Annotated in this window: 22 protein-coding genes; 12 read left to right on the plus strand and 10 right to left on the minus strand. The window is 71.3% G+C overall.

All coding sequences use genetic code 11. The features are described from left to right. Positions 1–20: 20 nt before the first annotated feature. Genes AC4H2S_RS18700 through AC4H2S_RS18710 form a run of 3 tightly spaced genes read right to left on the minus strand, consistent with a single transcriptional unit; the run spans position 21 to position 2,458 of the window. Positions 21–1,238 carry an NAD(P)/FAD-dependent oxidoreductase gene (locus AC4H2S_RS18700; RefSeq protein ID WP_491498489.1) on the minus strand — a complete coding sequence of 406 codons (1,218 nt, stop codon included), beginning with the start codon at positions 1,236–1,238 and terminating at the stop codon, positions 21–23. Between the two features lie 45 nt (positions 1,239–1,283). Next, entirely contained in the window at positions 1,284–1,643 is a 360-nt protein-coding gene (locus AC4H2S_RS18705) for a nuclear transport factor 2 family protein (RefSeq protein WP_491498490.1), read from the minus strand. Next, on the minus strand, positions 1,640–2,458 hold the full coding sequence (locus AC4H2S_RS18710; protein ID WP_491498491.1) for an NAD(P)-dependent oxidoreductase: 819 nt from the start codon (positions 2,456–2,458) through the stop codon (positions 1,640–1,642). The genes AC4H2S_RS18705 and AC4H2S_RS18710 overlap by 4 nt, the downstream gene beginning before the upstream one ends. Positions 2,459–2,539: 81 nt before the next feature. Between AC4H2S_RS18710 and AC4H2S_RS18715 the strand changes: the two genes are divergently transcribed. Beyond that, entirely contained in the window at positions 2,540–3,427 is an 888-nt protein-coding gene (locus tag AC4H2S_RS18715; protein ID WP_491498492.1) for a LysR family transcriptional regulator, read from the plus strand. A 4-nt stretch (positions 3,428–3,431) separates the two neighbouring features. On the opposite strand, the gene lexA is transcribed toward AC4H2S_RS18715, so the two are convergent. Beyond that, positions 3,432–4,154: a transcriptional repressor LexA gene (gene lexA, locus AC4H2S_RS18720; RefSeq protein ID WP_491498493.1), complete on the minus strand. Its 723-nt coding sequence runs from the start codon at positions 4,152–4,154 to the stop codon at positions 3,432–3,434. 126 nt (positions 4,155–4,280) lie between these two features. Between lexA and AC4H2S_RS18725 the strand changes: the two genes are divergently transcribed. The 4 genes from AC4H2S_RS18725 (at position 4,281) to AC4H2S_RS18740 (ending at position 7,111) form a co-directional block, all read left to right on the plus strand. Further along, positions 4,281–5,087 carry an SDR family oxidoreductase gene (locus AC4H2S_RS18725; protein WP_491498494.1) on the plus strand — a complete coding sequence of 269 codons (807 nt, stop codon included), beginning with the start codon at positions 4,281–4,283 and terminating at the stop codon, positions 5,085–5,087. Positions 5,088–5,276: 189 nt separating this feature from the next. Beyond that, a complete protein-coding gene (locus AC4H2S_RS18730) occupies positions 5,277–5,630 on the plus strand; it encodes a LysM peptidoglycan-binding domain-containing protein (protein ID WP_491498495.1) in 354 nt (117 codons plus the stop codon). Between the two features lie 168 nt (positions 5,631–5,798). Then, positions 5,799–6,344 carry a hypothetical protein gene (locus tag AC4H2S_RS18735; RefSeq protein ID WP_491498496.1) on the plus strand — a complete coding sequence of 182 codons (546 nt, stop codon included), beginning with the start codon at positions 5,799–5,801 and terminating at the stop codon, positions 6,342–6,344. 221 nt (positions 6,345–6,565) lie between these two features. Beyond that, positions 6,566–7,111: a PKD domain-containing protein gene (locus AC4H2S_RS18740; protein WP_491498497.1), complete on the plus strand. Its 546-nt coding sequence runs from the start codon at positions 6,566–6,568 to the stop codon at positions 7,109–7,111. Positions 7,112–7,313: 202 nt separating this feature from the next. Here AC4H2S_RS18740 and AC4H2S_RS18745 read toward each other — a convergent pair whose 3' ends face one another. After that, complete coding sequence (locus AC4H2S_RS18745; protein WP_491498498.1) at positions 7,314–7,652, minus strand: hypothetical protein; 339 nt, start codon at positions 7,650–7,652, stop codon at positions 7,314–7,316. A gap of 353 nt (positions 7,653–8,005) precedes the next feature. Between AC4H2S_RS18745 and nrdR the strand changes: the two genes are divergently transcribed. Together nrdR and AC4H2S_RS18755 are read left to right on the plus strand one after the other, a co-directional pair. Further along, entirely contained in the window at positions 8,006–8,482 is a 477-nt protein-coding gene (gene nrdR / locus AC4H2S_RS18750) for a transcriptional regulator NrdR (protein WP_489975150.1), read from the plus strand. A 123-nt stretch (positions 8,483–8,605) separates the two neighbouring features. Continuing rightward, positions 8,606–11,503, plus strand: a complete 2,898-nt coding sequence (locus AC4H2S_RS18755; protein WP_491498499.1) for a vitamin B12-dependent ribonucleotide reductase — start codon at positions 8,606–8,608, stop codon at positions 11,501–11,503. Between the two features lie 143 nt (positions 11,504–11,646). On the opposite strand, the gene AC4H2S_RS18760 is transcribed toward AC4H2S_RS18755, so the two are convergent. Together AC4H2S_RS18760 and AC4H2S_RS18765 are read right to left on the minus strand one after the other, a co-directional pair. Next, positions 11,647–12,414 carry a DUF3427 domain-containing protein gene (locus AC4H2S_RS18760; RefSeq protein WP_491498500.1) on the minus strand — a complete coding sequence of 256 codons (768 nt, stop codon included), beginning with the start codon at positions 12,412–12,414 and terminating at the stop codon, positions 11,647–11,649. A 62-nt stretch (positions 12,415–12,476) separates the two neighbouring features. After that, positions 12,477–13,595: a glycerate kinase gene (locus AC4H2S_RS18765; RefSeq protein ID WP_491498501.1), complete on the minus strand. Its 1,119-nt coding sequence runs from the start codon at positions 13,593–13,595 to the stop codon at positions 12,477–12,479. Positions 13,596–13,692: 97 nt separating this feature from the next. Between AC4H2S_RS18765 and AC4H2S_RS18770 the strand changes: the two genes are divergently transcribed. Continuing rightward, positions 13,693–14,424, plus strand: coding sequence for a helix-hairpin-helix domain-containing protein (locus AC4H2S_RS18770; RefSeq protein WP_491498502.1), 732 nt, complete (start codon positions 13,693–13,695; stop codon positions 14,422–14,424). Between the two features lie 34 nt (positions 14,425–14,458). Here AC4H2S_RS18770 and AC4H2S_RS18775 read toward each other — a convergent pair whose 3' ends face one another. Both AC4H2S_RS18775 and AC4H2S_RS18780 read right to left on the minus strand, forming a co-directional pair. Next, complete coding sequence (locus tag AC4H2S_RS18775) at positions 14,459–15,262, minus strand: alpha/beta hydrolase (protein ID WP_491498503.1); 804 nt, start codon at positions 15,260–15,262, stop codon at positions 14,459–14,461. 34 nt (positions 15,263–15,296) lie between these two features. After that, the gene (locus tag AC4H2S_RS18780) at positions 15,297–15,683 is read right to left on the minus strand and encodes a DUF2237 family protein (RefSeq protein WP_491498504.1); all 387 of its coding nucleotides are present in this window, start codon (positions 15,681–15,683) and stop codon (positions 15,297–15,299) included. Between the two features lie 64 nt (positions 15,684–15,747). Between AC4H2S_RS18780 and AC4H2S_RS18785 the strand changes: the two genes are divergently transcribed. Further along, entirely contained in the window at positions 15,748–16,767 is a 1,020-nt protein-coding gene (locus tag AC4H2S_RS18785; RefSeq protein WP_491498505.1) for a DUF2804 domain-containing protein, read from the plus strand. 13 nt (positions 16,768–16,780) lie between these two features. Here the strand turns inward: AC4H2S_RS18785 and AC4H2S_RS18790 are convergent, their stop codons facing one another. Then, complete coding sequence (locus AC4H2S_RS18790) at positions 16,781–17,713, minus strand: acyl-ACP desaturase (protein WP_491498506.1); 933 nt, start codon at positions 17,711–17,713, stop codon at positions 16,781–16,783. Positions 17,714–17,842: 129 nt separating this feature from the next. On the opposite strand from AC4H2S_RS18790, the gene AC4H2S_RS18795 reads away from it, so the two are divergent. From AC4H2S_RS18795 to AC4H2S_RS18805, 3 genes are all read left to right on the plus strand, one after another. Continuing rightward, positions 17,843–18,433, plus strand: coding sequence for a TetR/AcrR family transcriptional regulator (locus AC4H2S_RS18795; protein WP_491498507.1), 591 nt, complete (start codon positions 17,843–17,845; stop codon positions 18,431–18,433). After that, the gene (locus tag AC4H2S_RS18800) at positions 18,430–19,056 is read left to right on the plus strand and encodes a VC0807 family protein (RefSeq protein ID WP_491498508.1); all 627 of its coding nucleotides are present in this window, start codon (positions 18,430–18,432) and stop codon (positions 19,054–19,056) included. Before AC4H2S_RS18795 ends, AC4H2S_RS18800 begins: the two co-directional genes overlap by 4 nt. Before the next feature lie 131 nt (positions 19,057–19,187). After that, positions 19,188–19,604, plus strand: coding sequence for a VOC family protein (locus AC4H2S_RS18805; protein ID WP_491498509.1), 417 nt, complete (start codon positions 19,188–19,190; stop codon positions 19,602–19,604). Positions 19,605–19,676: the final 72 nt, after the last annotated feature.

Genomic DNA, 19,676 nt, shown 5'->3' on the forward strand with positions numbered 1-19,676 from the left:
GAGGCTACACCGGCCCACCGTCACCCAAGGGGGATGCGGCCTCGCAGCGACTCCGGGTCGCCCACCGGCTGCCTCGCCGTCTCGGCGATGAGCTCGCGCGCCCGGTCGACGCTGTCCCACACGTTCCACAGCAGCACGCCGCGCACCTGCCCCGACCCGAGGTAGTAGACGACGCCGGTGCCGATCTGCCCGTCCTTCCAGTCCTCCACCAGGTCGAGGTCGCTCCGCGTCTCGCCGACCGCCTCGTAGCCGGCGTCGAGGATGTCGGACCAGAAGAACGGCGTGTAGCGGTAGGCGTCGTCGGCGCCCGCCATCGCCCTGCCGGCGTGCTCGCCGGACTTCGCGGCCTGGTCGACGTGCTCGACGCGGCGCCGCCCCAGCAGCGCGTCGGGGTAGGACGCGACGTCGCCGGCCGCGTACACGTCGGGGTCGCTGGTGCGCAGGTGCTCGTCGACCACCACGCCGTCGTCCACGTCGAGCCCCGCGGCCTCGGCCAGGCCCGTGCGCGGCAGGACCCCGACGCCGATGACCGCGGCGTCGGCCGCGACGTCGGTGCCGTCGGCGAGGCGGATCCGTACGCCGCCGTCGTCCTCGGTGCCGCGCTCGACCGAGCCGTGCACGACGGTGACGCCGCGGTCGGCGAAGGCCGTGGTGAGGCTGGCGGCGAGCGCGCGCGGGAACATCTGCTCCTGCACGTCCTCGCGGTCGAGCACGAGCGTGACCTGCACGCCGTTCTGCACCAGCGCGGAGGTGATCTCCGAGCCGATGTAGCCGCCACCGACGACGACGACGTGGCTGCCCTCGGTCGCGATCGCCCGCAGCCGCTGGTAGTCGGCGGCGGTGCGGTAGTAGATGACCCGCGGGCCGGGGTCGATGGGGAGCTGGCGGGGCTCGGCGCCGGTGGCCAGCAGCAGCTTGCCGTAGCCGACGGTGCTGCCGCCGGCGAGGCGTACGGCGTGGGTGCCGGGGTCGATCTCGGTCACGGTCGTGTCGGTGACCAGGTCGACGGCGGGGTCGTCGTCGAGGTGGCCGGCCAGCGACGCACCCTCGAGCGTCTCGTCGTCCTTGAGCCAGAGATCCTTGGAGAGCACGGGCCGGTAGACGGGCTTGTCCGGCTCGGACCCGATGACGGCGACGCGGCCGCCCTGGTCACGCGAGCGGATGCCCTTCACGGCACTCGCCGCGGCGACCCCCGCGCCGACGATGACGTAGTCATAGGACTTCTCGACGTTGCTCATGCCGCCATCGTGTCCTGCGGACCCTGAGAGCCGCCCGGCGTCGCGTCAGGGCTCGTGCCGGTGGTAGACCTTGTTGGCGATCCGCCAGGCGCCGTCGACCCGCACCAGGACGAACATGTCGGTGAAGACGGCCTCTCCGTGGCGCAGCGTCATGGTCGCGGTGGCGACGATTCCGGAGACGGACACGTGGTCGAGAGTCCTGCTGCGGTCTGCCTCGTCGGGCGCCGGTGCGCCGTCGAACAACGCGCAGTAGTCCTCCAACGGCCATGACGTGAACGTGCCGTCGCGCAGCCCCTCGACGTGCGCGGTGGGCAGGAACGCGACGCGGAACCACGACGGGTCACCGGTGGCGTGCCCGCGGGCATAGGCGTGCAGGGGCGCCAGCACGTCGTCGATGCCCGTCACGGCGTCGCGCTCCGGACGGGACCGGACAGCGCCACCGCGGAGACGTCGTCGTCCCCGGTCACCTGGCCGGTCGCCACGAGGGTGCGCAGCCGGTCGAGCGGGCCCGGCGGTCCTCCGGCAGCAGCGAGGAGCCCGAGGTCCTTCGCGAGCGCGTCGACGGCGAAGTGGGCCTCCCCGTCGGGCTGCTCGAGGCGGCCGCGGACCGACCCCACGGTGTCGGCGAGCCGTCCGAGAGCCAGCACGTCGAGAGCCGCGCCGAGCGGTAGTCCCAGCTCCACGGCTCCGGCCAGACAGTCGCGCACGGCAAGCAGGGCGCCGGCGAGCGACGAGTTGGCGACCAGCTTGGCGGCCGCGGCCTCGCGCGGGGTGTCGAAGCGGCGTACGTCGCCGGCCACCGGCGCCAGCGTGGCGACCGCGTCCTCGACGTCGGCGGCCCGACCGCCCGCGAGCACGCGCAGGGTGCCCGCGCGGACCGCCGGCACGGAGCCGAGGACGGGTGCGTGGACGTAACGGCCGCCGGCCGAGACCACGACCGACGCCAGCTCGTCGGCGTCGTCCACCCCGACGGTGCTCGTGACGACGACGAGCCGTCCGGACAGGTGCTCGGCGACCTGCTCGAGCACCGCGCGACAGGCCGCACCGTCGAAGAGGGCGAGCACGACCGGCCCCGGTCGTGCCACCGCCTCCACGGCCGTGCCCGCCGTCCCGCCGCCGCTCCGGCTCCACGACGCGACGCTCGCACCGCCGGACGCGAACCTCTCCACCATCGCCCGGCCCATCCGACCCAGCCCCAGCACCACCACGTCATCGCTCATGGCACCGACTTTGGGGCCCGCGGTGGTGTGCCACAAGCGCAGATCGGGCATCCAGTCATGCGATCGGCGCATACTTCACCCATGGCACTGACGGCATGGCGGACGTTCGTGACGGTCTGCGACGCGGGCTCCTTCACGGCCGCGGCCGGGGAGCTCGGCTACACCCAGTCGGCGATCTCGCGGCAGGTGGCGAGCCTGGAGCAGGACCTCGGCGAGGTCCTGCTCGAGCGCCTGCCGCGCGGCGTCCGCCCGACGGCCGCGGGGCAGGCACTGCTGCCGCACGCCCGCTTGGTGGTGGGTGAGGTCGCCCGGGCGAGAGGCGCCGTACGTCGTGCCCGGGCCGGCGACGCGGTCCTGCTCACCCTCGGCGCCGTGCCGTCCGCCTCCGTCGACCTCGTGCCCCGCACGCTGCGGTCGCTGCCGGCCGACGGGCCACGGGTGACGCTGCGCTCGGGCGGATCCGCCGGGCTGCACGAGCGGGTGCGCACCGGCGACGTCGACGTCGCGGTCGTCACCGACTACCCGCCGGGGCTGCCCAGCGACCCCGAGGTGCGGCACACGAGACTGCTCGAGGACGAGATGTGCGTGGTGGTGCCCGCGCGGCACGCCCTGGCCGCGGGTCGCCGCCGCGTGCGGCTCACGTCGTTCGCCGACGAGGTCTGGGCCGAGGACCACCGCGGCTCGGGCAGCCTGCTCCAGCAGGCCGCGGGCCGGTGCGGGTTCGAGCCCAGGGTCGAGCTGGTCGCGGGCGACCTCCTCGGCAAGGTGGCGCTGGTCGCGGCCGGGCTCGCGGTCGCCCTGGTGCCGGGCATGCTGGTGCCGGGCCTGCCGGCGGGCGTCGTCGTACGACGTCTGGTCGCGCCGCCGACCCGCACGGTCTACGCGCTGAGCCGGGTGCGGCGCCCGCAGCCCGGCGTCGAGGAGCTCACCGCAGCGCTGGTGGCCGCCGCCGCGTCCGGCCCTGCGTGAGGGGTCAGAGGCTGCGCAGCACCGCGGTGACGACGCCGAGGATGGTGGCGTTGTCACCGGGGATGGGGTCGTAGGCGTCGTTGTGGGGGAGCAGCCACACGTGGCCGTCCTTGCGCTGGAAGGTCTTGACGGTCGCCTCGCCCTCGATCAGCGCGGCGACGATCTGGCCGTTGGTGGCCGTCTGCTCCTGGCGGATCACGACGTAGTCGCCGTTGCAGATCGCCGCGTCGACCATCGAGTCGCCCGAGACCTCGAGCAGGAACAGGGTGCCGTCGCCGACCAGCTGCTTGGGCAGCGGGAACACGTCGGTGACCTGCTCCTCGGCCAGGATCGGGCCACCCGCGGCGATGCGGCCGACGACCGGGATGTTGACCGCCGCCGGCATCGCGTCGCCGATGCCGGTCTCGTCGACCGACGTCTCCTCGGCGCTCGACATCGAGCGGCGTGCGGCCATCACCTCGGGGAGGAACACCTCGAGGGCACGGGGACGGTTGGGGTCGCGCTTGAGGAAGCCCTTGCCCTCGAGCACGCGGAGCTGGTGGGCGACGCTGGACGACGACGTGAGGCCCACGGCCTGGCCGATCTCGCGCATCGAGGGCGGGTAGCCCTTGGCCTCGATGGAGTCCTTGATCGTGGCGAGCACCCGCTGCTGGCGCGGGGTCAGGCCGGTGGCGTCCGGGGGGCCGTCGGGCATCTCGATGACGTTCTTGTCGTCCTGCTTGGCCATGCGTCCTCCACTACGGTTGCCCCCTCCGTCCGCCGCTTCAGGGAGGAGCTGGTGGGCCCACCGTAGTCCTCTCCGCACGTCAGGATCAAACACCTGTTCGAAGCCGCGTGTCGCTAGGGTCCGACCATGTCCACCACCTCGCCGGCCACCGCGTCCACCTCGTGCGTCGTGACGGGTGGTGCGCGTGGGATCGGGCGGGGCATCGCGGAGCTGATGGTCGCCCGCGGGCACCGCGTCGTGATCGGTGACATCGACGGCTGGGCGGCCGCCGCCACGGCGGCCGAGATCGGTGCCGTGGCCGGCCTGGCCCAGGACGTACGCGATCCCGCCTCGCACCGGCTCGTGGCCGAGGAGGCGGCGCGGCACGGTGTCCTGGCGGCGTGGTTCAACAACGCCGGCGTCGGTGACGACGGTGCGCTCGCCTCGCTGACGGAGGAGCAGGTGCGCCGGCTGGTCGAGGTCAACCTGCTCGGCACGACATGGGGCACCCGCGCGGCGCTCGCCGCCTTCGGCGGGGCGGGTGGGGACGTGGTCAACGTCGCCTCCCTCGCCGGCCTCGGGCCGGTGCCGGGCTACAGCATGTACGCCGCCACCAAGGCCGCGGTCGTCTCGCTGTCGATGTCGGTGAACGCCGAGGCGCCCCGCGGTGTGCGCGTGCACGCGCTGTGCCCGGACGGGGTCGACACCGCGATGCTCGCCGCCCAGGACCCTGACGGCCTGGGCTCCCAGCTGACCTACTCGGGCGGCCCGATCCTGTCCGTCGCGGCCGTCGCCGCGGCAGCCGTCGACCTGCTGGGGTCCGCTCGTGTGGTGCGCGCGGTGCCGGGGTGGCGCGGGGGAGTCGTGCGTGGCTCGGCGCTCGCTCCCGGCCTGATGCAGCACGCGGCCGGGCTCTTCGCCGCGCAGGGGCGACGGGCCATGAAGCGTCGCTGACGCTCCTTCGGGACGCGCCGAACATTTGTTCGACGAGGTGCTTGCGCCGTTCGAACACGTGCTCTACCGTCGTACACATGTTCGATCGAACGTCTGATCGACACCCGGTGGCCCAGGCCACTGTCGGTGGGTCCGACTAGACATTCGCTCGACAGAGACGACCGGCTGATTCTTCCCCAGGAGGCCACCATGAGCACCCTCAGCCTTTCCCCCGCTTTCGCCCCGGCTGCTGCCCGCACCCGCTCCACCGTGCGGCTGACCCGCCGAGGTCGGCTCGTGGTCTTCCTGACTGCGCTGTTCCTCGCCCTCGCCGTGGCGTTCATGCTCGCCGGCGGCGCGGTCGGCACCGACGAGGCCGGCCAGCCGGCCCCGACCGAGATCGTCCAGGTCGCGCCCGGCGACACCCTGTGGGGGATCGCCAGCGACATCGCCACCGACGGCGACGTCCGCTCGGTGATGACCGAGATCGAGCGGCTCAACGCCCTCGAGTCCGCCGGCCTCGCGGCCGGCCAGAAGCTCCGCGTCCCAGTCGTCTCCGACTGACGCAGAGGCCTCCATCAGCCGCTTCGACCCCGGCTGGTGGACCAGGGGAAGGCGAGGGGCGGGCCCACGGGCCCGCCCCTCGGCGCATTTCCGCACGCCTCTCGGGTCGTCGTCCACAGCTTTCGTCGCGGGGGTGGTTGCGCGGGCTGTCGAATGGGTAGTTTCAGCGTGCTGACGAAGTTCTCGGGAAGGCACTTCATGCACCCACGCCGCGCACTCGCGCTCACCCTCGCGGTCCCGCTCCTCCTCGCCGGGTGCTCCGACGGCCCCGAGCCCGAGCCGAAGATCCCCGAGACCACGAGCTCCTCGCCCACCCCCACGCCGACCGAGACCGAGACGGCGGAGGCCGAGAGTCCGGAGGACTTCATCCGGCGGTGGGTCGAGGTGGGAGACAGGATGCAGGTCACGGGTGATGCGGAGGAGTTCAAGCGCTTGTCCCGCAACTGCCAAGCCTGCGCCGGTGTTGCCAAGCAAGTGGAGTCGATCTATGGGTCCGGCGGCTCGATTGAGTTCTCCGGAACGAAGATTGGGCTGCTAAGGCGGATCGCGTCTCGCCCGCCGACATTTCATCTGAATCTCAACACCCCTGAGACCATCATTCGGTCCGAATCCGGTTCAGTCGACCAGCGGCTTCCTGCCGGTGTTGGTAAGTATCTGGTCACGCTTAATGGAGAGCCCGGCGACTGGTACGTCGCGGCGTACGGGCGCCGATGAGCAGGGTTCTGTGGGCGGTGGTTGTCATCGCAGGATCGGTCGTCGTTTGCTCCCAAGCGCCAGCCCATGCTGACGGCTGCTCTATGCAGGTCGGAATCCTTGGCGCGAACTCGTCATGTGCATGGAGCTATGCCGAATACACCGACACGGCTGGTTCCGGTGATGGTCACACCTGGGTCGTCTCGATCCAGTGCGGCAATGGCGGCATCTGCTCCGAGCACGTGGAGTGCAACGAGGGCGGAGCGGCCGGGTTCGTGCACGACGTCTACATGGACGGCACCGACGTGGGCGATGTGTGCGTCCCGGAGGAGGCGGTCCAGGAGATCGACCTGGCGAAGCTCATCCTTCGCGAGTTCAAACGGATCCAGTGGCCGGCGTCCCAGCTCGTCGTGCAGCCGCGCGGCGGCCGCACCCTGGTCAACTTCCAGACAAACTTCTACACGCCCGACCACACCGGGATCGACCAGTCCGTGACCATCGCCGGCCAACCAGTGGTGATCCGGGCGGTGCCGGTGTCCTACACCTACTACTTCGGCGACGGCACCAGCACGACCACCGCCAGCCCGGGAAGCCCGCACCCCGACCTCGAGATCACGCACGAGTACGCGAGCACCGGCGAGGTCGCCGTACGGGTGGACACGACCTACGCGGGGGAGCACCGGATCGGGGACGGCGGCTGGACGGCGATCGACGAGACGCTCACCGTCGCAGGCGCCAGCCAGGGCCTCGAGATCGTCGAGGCCCTCCCGCAGCTCGTGCTGCGATGACCTCACGCGTGGTCGCCGAGCCCGGATCGTGGAAGTTCCGAGCCACTAGGTGACTCGGATCTTCCACGATCAGCGAGCGGCGGGCTTTCCGCCTGCGCGGCCGAGGCCTGGGAGGGGCAGGTCCGTGCTCCACGATCAGCGAGCGGCGGGCGTTCCGCCGACACGGCCGAGGCCTGGCAGGGGTAGGTCCGCGCTCCGACGATCAGCGCGCGGCGCGCTTCCCGCCGACGGGGCGCGGGGGAGCGTCGTCCGGGGGTGGCGTCTGGGTGATCCCCAGGGCGCGCATCAGCCGGGCGACCAGCATCAACCCAGCGAAGAGGCAGGCGATCGCACCCAGGCAGGCCAGCGCCATGAACAGCCAGGCCGAGCCGCCCGACGCCCCGCGCGCCGCCGTACCGAAGTCGATGGCGGCGTAGACGAGGTAGCCCCACGCCACCACGCACAGGGTGATCGCGGCGCCGAGCGCGAGGGCGGCCCGGTTGAGGGTCCGCGGCGACCGAGCGCCTCTCCGCGCACCTGCTCGCTTCCCAGCCGTCGACACGCAGTCATTGTGGCGGACGGGGCCTCATGGGGCAGGAGTTCGCCCAGTTTGGGACGACCCGACACGCCGCCGCGACCGGCTCCGCGAGGGGCAGTGCCGCGCACTGACCTGCGGTTTTGTCGAGCCGACGAAATACATCCGGCGAGGATCCGCGTTCGCTTGCCATCGTTGTGGTCGGGGCGTACGGTTACCACTACATCTAGTAGTTACACCGCTGTAGTTATCCACATCTGGTGCACAGGCCAGAGGGCGAAGCACACAGCCTGAGGCTAGTTGTCCACAGGAACATCCACAGTCGACACCCCGTTATGTGGGTGTATGACGCGCGCCCACCGCTCGAGAGGAGGACCGCCATGCATTGTCCCAACTGCAAGAACGAGGACACCAAGGTCCTCGACTCCCGGGTGGCCGACGACGGCGCCTCGATCCGCCGGCGTCGTACCTGCGCCGCGTGCGACCGCCGCTTCACCACGGTCGAGAAGATGCAGCTCACGGTGCTCAAGCGCTCCGGCGCGACCGAGCCGTTCAACCGCGACAAGGCGATCGCCGGCGTCCGGAAGGCCTGCAAGGGCCGCCCGGTCACCGATGCCCAGCTCGCCTGCCTCGGCCAGGAGGTCGAGGACGCCCTGCGCCTGAGCGGGCAGGCCGAGTTCGACGCCAACGACGTCGGCCTCGCGATCCTGGCCCCGCTGCGGGCGCTCGACGAGGTGGCCTACCTGCGCTTCGCGAGCGTCTACCGCGCGTTCGAGTCGGTCGACGACTTCGACGCCGAGATCAAGATGCTGCGGCTCGAGCGAGCCGCCGACGATCAGCCCGTGCAGACCGGCTGACCCCCAGACGGGCCCGGCAGGTAGTGGGGAAGCTGCCTGCCGGGCCTCACCAGACCCCCGCGAGTCGACTCGCGCATGCACCACCCATCCGCACCATTCCATCCACGAGGGACAGAGGAACTCATGACCGAGACGGTGAGCACCCGCGCCAAGGCGAGGGGCAAGGGCCTCAAGCTGGAGCGCATCTTCAGCACCGAGGGCACGCACCCCTACGACGCCATCACGTGGGAGCGTCGCGACGTCGTCCAGCAGAACTGGAAGACCGGCGAGACCGTCTTCGAGCAGCGCGGCGTGGAGTTCCCCGACTTCTGGTCGGTCAACGCCTCGACGATCGTCACCACCAAGTACTTCCGCGGCGCCGTCGGCACCGACGTGCGCGAGTGGAGCCTCAAGCAGCTCATCGACCGGGTCGTGAAGACCTACACCAAGGCCGGCATCGACAACGGCTACTTCGCCACCGACGCCGACGCCGAGATCTTCGAGCACGAGCTGACCTGGCTGCTGGTCAACCAGTACTTCTCCTTCAACTCCCCGGTGTGGTTCAACGTCGGCACCCCGTCGCCGCAGCAGGTCTCGGCCTGCTTCATCCTCTCGGTCGACGACTCGATGGACTCGATCCTCAACTGGTACAAGGAGGAGGGCTTCATCTTCAAGGGCGGCTCCGGTGCCGGCCTCAACCTCTCGCGCATCCGCTCCTCCAAGGAGCTGCTCTCCTCCGGCGGTACGGCGTCCGGCCCCGTCTCCTTCATGCGCGGCGCCGACGCGTCCGCGGGCACCATCAAGTCGGGTGGCGCGACGCGTCGTGCGGCCAAGATGGTCGTCCTCGACGTCGACCACCCCGACATCGAGGAGTTCGTGATGACGAAGGCGCGCGAGGAGGACAAGATCCGCGCGCTGCGCGACGCCGGCTTCGACATGGACCTCGGCGGCGCCGACATCACCTCCGTGCAGTACCAGAACGCCAACAACTCCGTGCGCGTCAGCGACGAGTTCATGCGTGCGGTCGAGGACGGCACCGAGTTCGGCCTGCGCTCGCGCGGCACCGGCGAGGTCATCGAGACCGTCGACGCCCGCGACCTGTTCCGCAAGATCAGCCAGGCCGCGTGGGAGTGCGCCGACCCGGGCCTGCAGTACGACGACACGATCAACGACTGGCACACCAACCCCGAGACCGGACGCATCACCGCGTCCAACCCGTGCTCGGAGTACATGTCGCTCGACAACTCCTCGTGCAACCTCGCCTCGCTCAACCTGCTGAAGTTCCTCAAGGACGACGACACCTTCGACGCGGCGCTGTTCGCCAAGGCCGTCGAGTTCATCATCACCGCGATGGACATCTCGATCTGCTTCGCCGACTTCCCGACCGAGGCGATCGGCAAGACGACCGTCGACTACCGCCAGCTCGGCATCGGCTACGCCAACCTCGGCGCGCTGCTGATGGCGATGGGCCTGGGCTACGACTCCGAGGGCGGCCGCTCGATGGCCGCCGCGATCACCTCGCTCATGACCGGCACGTCCTACAAGCGCAGCGCCGAGCTCGCCGGCATCGTCGGTCCCTACGCTGGCTACGCCCGCAACGCCGAGGCCCACAAGCGCGTGATGCGCAAGCACCAGGCGGCCAACGACGTCGTACGCGTGCTGCACACCGAGGACGGCCGGGTGCACAAGCTGGCCACCAAGGCGTGGGCCGACGTGATCAAGACCGGTGAGAAGAACGGCTTCCGCAACGCGCAGGCGTCCGTCCTCGCGCCCACCGGCACCATCGGCTTCATGATGGACTGCGACACCACCGGCATCGAGCCCGACTTCTCGCTGGTGAAGTTCAAGAAGCTCGTCGGCGGCGGCTCCATGCAGATCGTCAACCAGACGATCCCGCGGGCCCTGAAGAAGATGGGCTACCAGGAGGAGCAGATCGAGGCGATCGTCGCCTACATCGCCGAGCACGGCCACGTCGTCGACGCCCCGGGCCTCAAGACCGAGCACTACGAGATCTTCGACACCGCGATGGGAGCCCGCTCGCTCAAGCCGATGGGCCACGTGCGGATGATGGCGGCCTGCCAGCCGTTCCTGTCCGGCGCGATCTCCAAGACGGTCAACCTGCCGGAGTCGGCGACGGTCGAGGAGATCGAGGACGTCTACCTGCAGTCCTGGAAGCTCGGCCTCAAGGCGACGGCGATCTACCGCGACAACTGCAAGGTCGGCCAGCCGCTGTCCGACGGTGGCGGCAAGGCCAAGAAGGACGCCGCCGACGCCAAGGACGCTGCCGACGCCGCCGCGACCAAGGTCGTGGAGAAGGTCGTCTACGCCCCGGTCCGCAAGCGCCTGCCCAAGTCGCGCGTCTCCCGCACGACGTCGTTCACCGTCGGCGGTGCCGAGGGCTACATGACCTCCGGTGCCCACGACGACGGCCAGCTCGGCGAGGTCTTCCTCAAGCTCGGCAAGCAGGGCTCGACCCTCGCCGGCGTCATGGATGCCTTCTCGATCGCGGTGTCGATCGGCCTGCAGTACGGCGTCCCGCTGGAGACCTACGTCTCGAAGTTCACCAACCTGCGCTTCGAGCCCGCCGGCCTCACCGACGACCCCGACGTGCGGATGTCGCAGTCGATCATGGACTACATCTTCCGCCGCCTCGCCCTGGACTACCTGTCCTTCGAGGAGCGCTCGATGCTCGGCATCTACTCCGCCGAGGAGCGCCAGCGCCACCTCGAGACCGGCTCCTACGAGCCGCTCGTCGAGGAGACCGGCTCGGCGTCCGAGCTCACCTCGCCCGCGTCCTCCTCGGCGTCCGCGGACGTCGTCGAGGTCGAGGACCTCGAGACCAAGGACACCCACGGCTCCGAGGCCCGCGAGGTCCCGGCCCGGGTCACCACGGGCGAGGCGAAGACCACGGCCGAGCTCTTCGAGAAGCTCACCGGCACCGCCGTCGACTCCCCGCTCTGCATGACCTGCGGGACGAAGATGCGCCCGGCCGGCTCGTGCTACGTGTGCGAGGGCTGCGGGTCCACCAGCGGCTGCAGCTGACCTGAGCGGCTAGCGAGCGAGGCCCCGGCGACCGATACGTCGCCGGGGCCTCGCTGTGTCTGGCACGAGCCGGGCCAGGCGGGTCATGAGGCTCGTGGTGGCTGGCACGCCAAGGTGCCCCTAGAACGGCCCCGGCCGGTGCATCAACGCGCGAGAGCGGACGCGTGATTGAAGAAGTCCGTCGGCATCGATGCGTCGAGACGCCAGGTGATCGCGATCGGGCGGTCGCCCGTGTGACTGACGTACGTGGCCGGGCCGAGGAACAGGTACGGCGACGTCCCGAACTCGTCCTTCTGCTCCTGGCGCACGAACAGCAGCACCGTGCTTGATCCGTTGAGGTAGCGCTGTCCACTCTTGGACGTCACGGACGTCGTTGACTGCGATTCCCAGTGGAACAGGTCCCTGGAGATGGGGTAGTCGGCGTACATCGTCGTGGGAGAGTAGTCGGCCTCGGACTTCTTCAGGGTGACGAAGAAGGCGTCGACGTTGAGGTGCTCAAGGTAGAGCACCCCCTCGCGGAAGCTGTTGGGGTTTCGCGGGAAGTCGAGCGCCGGGAGGATTTCTTCACGCTGGTACCTCGCGTGAACCTTGAGCGGAATACCTGTCAGCCCTGGCGGCAGGTCGGACGGGACGTGCCGTGCGGCCTCGTAACTCAGGTCGACAACCGTCGATATCTCGGCGCGTGTCGCCGGCTCTCGGCGCAACACCTCCAAGCCCTCTTCGACGGAGCGGTAACCACCCCCGTCAGACCACAGGGAGAAGTAGAGCATTCGCGCCAGCCGCTGCTCGGCATGCGACATCTCCGAGAAGGGGGCTGCGCCGTCGTCCCAGAGCGCTTTGAGCTGACATACGTCGTGGCGCCCGATCTGGGCCGCCGCGCTCGCGGGGTGCGCGTCGAGGAGTGAGGCCATCGGCAGGCGGCTGGCGACCGCCACAGGCGACGCCGGGCGACGACATCTGCGAGTGGTGTGAGTCAGAGGTGGCGCGGCAGCTCGTCGGCCGCCAACTGCTCGAGGTGCGTCGCCGCGTCCTGGATCGCTGCCTCGGTGCTCGGCGCGCGATCGACGACGGCGTAGGCCGCGTCGATGCCGGCCGCCGCGAGGGCGGGTGGGGTCAGGTGGTTGACCCCGCAGACGGCGACCACTCGCGCACCGGCGGCCCGGGCGAGCCGTGCCACGCCGATCGGGGCCTTGCCGCGCAGCGACTGCTCGTCGAGCGCGCCTTCGCCGACGACGACGAGGTCGGCTCCCGCCAGAGTCTGCTCGAAGCCGACCATCTCGAGGACGAGGTCGATCCCCGGCCGGAGCGTGGCGCCGAGCACAGCCATCGCGGCGAACCCGACGCCGCCCGCTGCTCCGGCGCCGGGCGAGTCGCGGACGTCGCGACCCGTCGCGTGCGCCACCAGGTCGGCGAGGCCGCCCAGGTGCGCATCGAGCTCGGCCACCTGCGCGTCGCTCGCGCCCTTCTGGGGTCCGTACGTCGCCGCTGCGCCCTGCGGGCCGGTGAGCGGGTTGTCGACGTCGCACGCCACCACCACCTCGACCTCCCGCAGCCGCGGGTGGAGCCCGCCCAGGTCGACGGCGGCCAGCGCGGCGAGGGCCCCGCCGCCGTCGCCGATCTCGGCACCCGACTGGTCGAGGAGTCGCACGCCGAGCGCCTGGAGCAGGCCGGCCCCGCCGTCGGTGCACGCGCTGCCGCCGACGCCGAGCACGACGCGTCGCACGCCCGCGTCGAGTGCCGCCGCAATGAGCTCGCCGGTGCCGCGGCTGGTGGCGGTCATCGGCTCCAACCTCCCGGCGGGAAGTCGCACCAGCCCAGACACGTCGGCCATCTCCACGATCGCCGTGCCCGCGAGGTGTGCCCACGCGGTGTCGACCGGCTCGCCGGTCGGCCCGCTCGCGCGGACGCCGACCCTCTCGTAGCCAGCCGCGACGGCGGCGTCGAGCGTCCCGTCGCCGCCGTCGGCGACCGGCGAGACGGCCACCTCGACGTCAACGGCCACGCCCGAGAGTCCGCGCTGGAGCGCGGCGGCGACCTCGGTCGCGGTGAGCGAGCCCTTGAACTTGTCGGGCGCAAGGAGGACGCGGGTCATGGCGCCCAACCTAGGGCGTGCATCGGCGCCCCGCACGCGGACCCCGCACCCGCCGGTTCGGCGGCGACGGGCGCACCGACGACATACGATCGCGCGCATGCAGCCCAGCCCACCCGCAGGTCACGACCGCGGCAAGCAGATGCAGCCCGGCCTGCCAGCAGTCCCCGACAGCCGCAGGCCGCTGAGGTGGCTGTGGGTGTTCCCCGCCTTCTCGATGGGCCTGTTGTCGGTGGTGCCGCTGATCGCCATCGCGGCGAGGGCGAGGACGCGGCAGGCATGGACGTGGGCTGCCGGGCTCGGAGTGGCATGGTTCCTGGGCTTCGTGCTCGTCGGCACCAACGAACAAGATGATCCGTCCTCCGACCTCGGCCTCGCGCTCTACCTCGTCGGGTGGATCGGCTCCGTCGTCTACGCCCTCGTCATGGGATTGAAGGTCGCGTGGCCTCCTCGGGGGAGCCACGTGCCGGTGGGTCCGCCCCTTCCGTCGTACGACCCCAACGCGGCCGCGGTGGCCCACGTGCAGGCCGAGCGCCTCAAGCGCGAGGACGCGCGGGCCATCGCGAGGCGCGATCCCGCCATGGCCAGGGACCTGCGGATCGGTCGACCCGACCTGCCCCGGCAGTACGACGACGGAGGACTGGTCGACGTCAACAGTGCACCCGCCGAGGTCCTGCGACACTCGCTCGGGCTCACTCCCGCGCAGGCCACGAGCATCGTCGAGACGCGTCAGCAGCTGACCAGGTTCGAGCATCCCGAGGACCTGATGAACCTCGCCGGCCTCGAGCCCCCCACCTTCGACAGCGTGAAGGACCGCATCATCCTGCTGTGACGAGGTGAGCAGCTGACGGTGGGTGGACCCGCGCTCAGCCCACCTCGCGCGCGAGCCGCGCGACTGCCTCGGCCACCCGCCGACCGAACATGACCGCGTCGTTGTGGTCGGCCCCCTCGAACACGACGCGCTCGACGAGGGCGGGCGTGCCGTCGGCGACCCGCGCGCTGAGCTCGGTCGGCACCACGCTGTCGCGGTCGCCGTAGATCACGGTGACGGGGACGTCGCTGGCGGCCAGCGGCTCGAGCACGGGGAACCGGTCGCGGAGCAGTGTGCGCACGGGCAGCCACGGGTAGTGGTGGCGACCGACGTCCGCGAGCTCGGTGAACGGAGACCGCAGCACGATGCCGGCCGGACGGTGCCGCTGCTGGAGGCCTGCGACCACGCCGGTGCCCAGCGACTCACCGAAGAAGATCGTGCGGTCGAGCGGATGGCCGAGGTCGTCCAGGGCGCGCACCGCGGCGTCGGCGTCTGCGGCCAGTCCCTTCTCGCTCGGACTGCCGGGGTTGGCGCCGTAGCCGCGGTAGTCGACCAGGAGCACGCTGAATCCACGATCGCTCAGCTGCCGCGCGAGACCGGCGCGTCCGGCGCGGTTGCCACCGTTGCCCGGCGCCACCAGCACTGCCATCCCGGTGTCGCTCGCGGCAGCGGCCGCGACGTACCACGCACCCAGCTCGAGCCCGTCGGACGTCTGGAGGGTGACGTCGCGGGCGCCGGGGAGCACCTCGTCCGCAGGCGGCACGTCACTCGCGTCGGGGAAGTAGATCAGCTGCCGCTGCAGTCCCCAGACGGCCGCCAGGGCCAGCCCGGCGACGAGCAGCACGACCACGAGCGCCATGAGGATCCTCCTGCCGAGACGACGGGTCATCGGGTCAGAGCCCGCTGAGGTCCGGCGGCACGTCGACCGAGTGGGCCTGCAGGACCTCGAGCGGTACGACGTCGAGCGCGCGCTCGGACGTCGCCGACAGCACGACGGGCGCTGCCACCCCCGCGTCGTACGCCTGGAGCCAGCGCACCGCGACGACGCACCAGCGGTCGCCCGGGACGAGGCCGGGGAAGTGCCACTCGGGATGCGGGGTGGACAGGTCGTTGCCGACGGAGGCCTGGTGGGCCAGGAACTCCTCGGTCATCACCGCGCACAAGGCGTGCAGGCCGACGTCCTGCTGGCCCACCGTGCAGGTGCCGTCGCGGTGGAAGCCGGTGAGGGGGTCGGTGCCACAGGATTCCAGGTCGCCGCCGAGGACGTTGCGCTCCGTCATGGGGAGATCATCGCGCTCGTGACCTGACGAGCGCCCGAGGCGGGCGCGGTGGTTGGGTTGCGCCATGAGTGGTGAGCAGCTGCGCGAGCGGGAGATCACGGCCGCGACGTCCCTGACGAACGCCGACGGGCGCCTCAACCGCGAGGCGGTCGGCTGGATCCGGACGCCGCTGATCGCCACCGACGGGATCGGGCGCGGTCGGTTCGGGCGTGGCCGCAACAAGCGCTGGGAGTACTGGGGCGTCACCACCCCGACCCACGTGGTCGCGCTCGTCCTCTCCGACATCGACTACGCCGCGGTGCACAGCATCTGGGTGCTCGACCGCCGCACCGGCGAGGAGGTCAGCCACGACGCCATCGGCGTGCTCGGGCGCAGCGCGACCCTGCCCGGCACCCTCGGCGGCGGCCCGGCCCGCGCGCGCACCAGGAAGGTGAGCATCGACCTCGACGAGGTCGACGGCGGCACCCGGCTCCGCGCCTCGGGCGCGCGGGTGCGCGTCGACATCACCGCCGAGCGCCCGCCCGGCCACGAGAGCCTGGGCGTCGTCGTGCCGTGGTCGGACCGGCTCTTCCAGTACACCGTCAAGGACGTCGCGCGTCCTGCCGTCGGCACGGTGTGGGTCGACGGCGAGCAGTACGACGTCCCCGCGGGCGAGTCGTGGGCGGTGCTCGACCACGGGCGCGGACGCTGGCCGTACTCGATGCACTGGAACTGGGGCGCCGGCTCGGGCCGCACCGACGGGCGCGTGGTCGGCCTCCAGGTCGGGGCGAAGTGGACCGCCGGCACGGGCATGTGTGAGAACGCGCTGGTCGTCGACGGCCGCCTGAGCAAGATCAGCGAGGAGCTCGACTGGCGCTACGACACCGACGACTGGATGGCGCCGTGGCGGGTGGTCGGCGAGGCCGCCGACCTCACCTTCACGCCGTTCCACCTCAAGCGCTCAGTGACCGACCTCAAGGTCTTCTCCTCGCGCACCCACCAGTGCTTCGGCCACTGGTCGGGGGACGTGCGCGACGAGGCGGGGGAGCGGATCCGCCTGGCCGACGTGGTGGGCTGGGCCGAGGACGTCCGCAACCGCTGGTGAGCCGCACCGCGGCTCAGCCGCGTCGCGCCGCCACCTTCGCGGCAGCCTCGTCGCGGCGCTCGACGAAGCGGGCGGCCTCGTCGTCGAGGGCGGCGACGGCCGCGGCCAGCTCGTCGCGGGCCGCCTCGCCGTCGGCGTCCAGGTCGGTCAGGTCCCACACCCCCCACTGCCGCAGCAGCGGGGTGACGATGTCGTCGTGGTGGATGCGCAGGTCGTAGATGCCGGCCTTGGCCATCTGCACGGCCTTGCGGGAGAAGCCCGGGATGACGCTGCCCGGCATCTCGAAGCCGACGACCTCCTCGGTGATCGCGCGCATCGTCTGGCTGGGCGTGAGCTCGAGGGCGGCGGTGACGAGGTTGCGGTAGAAGATCATGTGGAGGTTCTCGTCCTTGGCCACGCGGGCGAGCAGCCGGTCGGCGATCGGCTCCTCGGTGTAGCGGCCCGTGTTGCGGTGCGAGACCCGGGTGGCGAGCTCCTGGAAGGACACGTAGGCGCACACGTTGAGCAGCGGCTTGTCCATCGCCTCGTAGCCGGTCTCCATCGTCTCCATCCGCGCGCGCTCGAGCTCGACGGGGTCGACGCCACGAGTGACGAGCAGGTAGTCGCGGATGCAGAACGCGTGGCGGCCCTCCTCGGCCGTCCACCGGTTGACCCACGTGCCCCACGCGCTGTCGCGGCCGAACGCGCGGTCGATCTCGCGGTGGTAGCTCGGCAGGTTGTCCTCGGTGAGCAGGTTGACCTCGAGAGCCGTGCGGGCGACCGGGGAGAGCTGCGACTGCGCCACCTCCCACGGGTCGCCGCCGAGGTCGGCGAAGTCGCGGCCCAGGCTCCACGGGACGTACTCGTGGGGCATCCACTCGTCGGCCATCGACAGGTGGCGGTTGAGGTTGTCCTCGACCACCGGCTCGAGCTCGGTCAGCAGCTGGGTGCTCTCGAGTGCGGCCATGCCATCTCCCTCGTCGTGCGGGCGCGAGGACGGGCGGCCTCACCCTCCCTGCCTACACCCGCCGGCGGTCGCTGGACAGGGGGAAGGAACAGGGTGGCGCGAATTACTTGCGCGAGTTAGTTTTTATCCATGCAGGTAACCCACCGGTCGGTCACGTCGGAGGCCCGTCGCGCGCAGGTGCTGGAGGCGACGATCGCCGTCGTCGCCGAGGAGGGCTTCGCCCGCGCGTCGTTCGCGCGGATCGCCGCGCGCGCCGGCCTCTCCAGCACCCGGCTGATCAGCTATCACTTCGCGGGCAAGGACGAGCTGGTCGCCGCGCTGGTCGAGCACGTGGTCGCCGGGCTCGGCGCGTACGTCGGCCCACTGGTCATGCGGCAGGACACGGCCCGCGGCCGTCTGCGGGCCTACATCGAGGGCGTCGTCGGCTACGCCGACACCCACCGCGCACCGATGGCCGCGCTGCTCCAGGTGGTCGTGTCCGGCGCCTGGGGGCAGGGCACCCCGGCGCCGAGCGACGTCAGCCACCTCGAGCGGATCCTGCGAGACGGCCAGGAGCGGGGGGAGATGCGCAGCTTCGACCCGCACGTCGTCGCGAGCACGGTCCAGCGCGCGGTCGAGGGCGTCCCGTTCCAGCTGCAGGCCGACCCCGACCTCGACTGCACCGCGTACGCCGCCGAGCTGGTCGAGCTCTTCGACCGCGCCACCAGGGCCGACCCGTGACGCTCCTCCGGCCGCTCCTCGGCATCATCGGCTCCACCGCGCTCTACTACCTGATGCGCCAGGCCGGCGTCGGCGTCTACGCCGCCCTCGTGGTCGGCGCGGTGCTGTCGCTCGTGCCGGCCTGCCTCGCGCTGCTGCGCGGCCACCGGCCCAGCGGGCTCGAGGCGTTCTTCACCGTCCTGCTCTTCGCGAGCCTCGCGATCTCGTTGGTGCCCGGCGACGAGCGGTTCCTGCTCGCCAAGGACGCCCTCGTCACCGGTGGCGTCGGCTTCTGGTTCCTCGCCAGCCTGTGGTGGGCCGAGCGCCCGCTCGCCTACCAGTTCGCCAGACCGATGGCCGAGGGCCGCTTCGGCTGGCCGCGCGACTGGGAGGGACTGTGGGAGCGCGAGGCGTGGTTCCGGCGGATGTGGCGCACCTCGAGCACGCTGTGGGCGGCCGGCACGCTCCTCGACGCGGTCGCCCGGGTGGTGATGGCCTACACGCTCCCGGCCGACGCCGTGCCCGGGCTCAACCTCGCGATGTACGTCGCCACGGCGGTGGTGCTCAACGTCGCCACGACCGTGGTCTACGTGCGCGCCGGCGCCGTGGGACGCCGCTATCGGCACCGGACGACGGCGGGTTAGGAGCCCACCGAGTCCGGCAGGCGTCGCCGCACACGTACCGATCTGTCCACCCGGAGCGGTAGGAGGGCGAGCACCCTGCCGGGAGCATCGGCGCTGTGACGCCCCGCCGGGGCCCGACCAGAGGAGTGCGCATGTTCCGAGGCTTCGCCACCATCAGCTTCTTCGCCGACGACCTGGGTGCGGCGAGCGCCTGGTACGCCGAGCTGCTCGGCGTGCAGCCCTACTACTCGTTCCCGCCGGCTCCGGCAGAGCCGGCCTACGTGGAGTTCCGGGTGGGCGACGACGAGGACGAGCTGGGGATCATCGACCGCAGGTACGCCCCGGGCTCTGCCGGGGACGGGCCGGGCGGCGCGGTGATGTTCTGGCACGTCGACGACCTCCCCGGCACCCTCGCCACCCTCCTGCGCATGGGCGCCGCCGAGCACGAGCCGCTCACCGAGCGCGAGGCCGGCTTCGCGACCGCCTCGGTGGTCGACCCGTTCGGCAACGTGCTGGGCGTGATGCACAACCCGCACTACCTCGAGGTGCTGGCGCGACGCGACCCGTGACGGACCCGGGCGGGGCATGGGGCCGAACGACGTGCGCAGTGTGCGCAACTCAGTTGCGCAGACCTCTTGATT

Source organism: Nocardioides sp. Z13_37 (assembly GCF_058355585.1).

Excerpts from the sequence above, each read along its gene's own strand:
- AC4H2S_RS18765 (WP_491498501.1), bottom strand. The coding sequence starts at position 13,595 with ATGACCCGCGTCCTCCTTGCGCCCGACAAGTTCAAGGGCTCGCTCACC.
- AC4H2S_RS18785 (WP_491498505.1), top strand. The coding sequence starts at position 15,748 with ATGAGTGGTGAGCAGCTGCGCGAGCGGGAGATCACGGCCGCGACGTCC.
- AC4H2S_RS18790 (WP_491498506.1), bottom strand. The coding sequence starts at position 17,713 with ATGGCCGCACTCGAGAGCACCCAGCTGCTGACCGAGCTCGAGCCGGTG.
- AC4H2S_RS18700 (WP_491498489.1), bottom strand. The coding sequence starts at position 1,238 with ATGAGCAACGTCGAGAAGTCCTATGACTACGTCATCGTCGGCGCGGGG.
- AC4H2S_RS18715 (WP_491498492.1), top strand. The coding sequence starts at position 2,540 with ATGGCACTGACGGCATGGCGGACGTTCGTGACGGTCTGCGACGCGGGC.
- lexA (WP_491498493.1), bottom strand. The coding sequence starts at position 4,154 with ATGGCCAAGCAGGACGACAAGAACGTCATCGAGATGCCCGACGGCCCC.
- AC4H2S_RS18725 (WP_491498494.1), top strand. The coding sequence starts at position 4,281 with ATGTCCACCACCTCGCCGGCCACCGCGTCCACCTCGTGCGTCGTGACG.
- AC4H2S_RS18760 (WP_491498500.1), bottom strand. The coding sequence starts at position 12,414 with ATGGCCTCACTCCTCGACGCGCACCCCGCGAGCGCGGCGGCCCAGATC.
- AC4H2S_RS18710 (WP_491498491.1), bottom strand. The coding sequence starts at position 2,458 with ATGAGCGATGACGTGGTGGTGCTGGGGCTGGGTCGGATGGGCCGGGCG.
- AC4H2S_RS18795 (WP_491498507.1), top strand. The coding sequence starts at position 17,843 with ATGCAGGTAACCCACCGGTCGGTCACGTCGGAGGCCCGTCGCGCGCAG.
- AC4H2S_RS18730 (WP_491498495.1), top strand. The coding sequence starts at position 5,277 with ATGAGCACCCTCAGCCTTTCCCCCGCTTTCGCCCCGGCTGCTGCCCGC.
- AC4H2S_RS18775 (WP_491498503.1), bottom strand. The coding sequence starts at position 15,262 with ATGGCGCTCGTGGTCGTGCTGCTCGTCGCCGGGCTGGCCCTGGCGGCC.
- AC4H2S_RS18780 (WP_491498504.1), bottom strand. The coding sequence starts at position 15,683 with ATGACGGAGCGCAACGTCCTCGGCGGCGACCTGGAATCCTGTGGCACC.
- nrdR (WP_489975150.1), top strand. The coding sequence starts at position 8,006 with ATGCATTGTCCCAACTGCAAGAACGAGGACACCAAGGTCCTCGACTCC.
- AC4H2S_RS18805 (WP_491498509.1), top strand. The coding sequence starts at position 19,188 with ATGTTCCGAGGCTTCGCCACCATCAGCTTCTTCGCCGACGACCTGGGT.
- AC4H2S_RS18755 (WP_491498499.1), top strand. The coding sequence starts at position 8,606 with ATGACCGAGACGGTGAGCACCCGCGCCAAGGCGAGGGGCAAGGGCCTC.
- AC4H2S_RS18770 (WP_491498502.1), top strand. The coding sequence starts at position 13,693 with ATGCAGCCCAGCCCACCCGCAGGTCACGACCGCGGCAAGCAGATGCAG.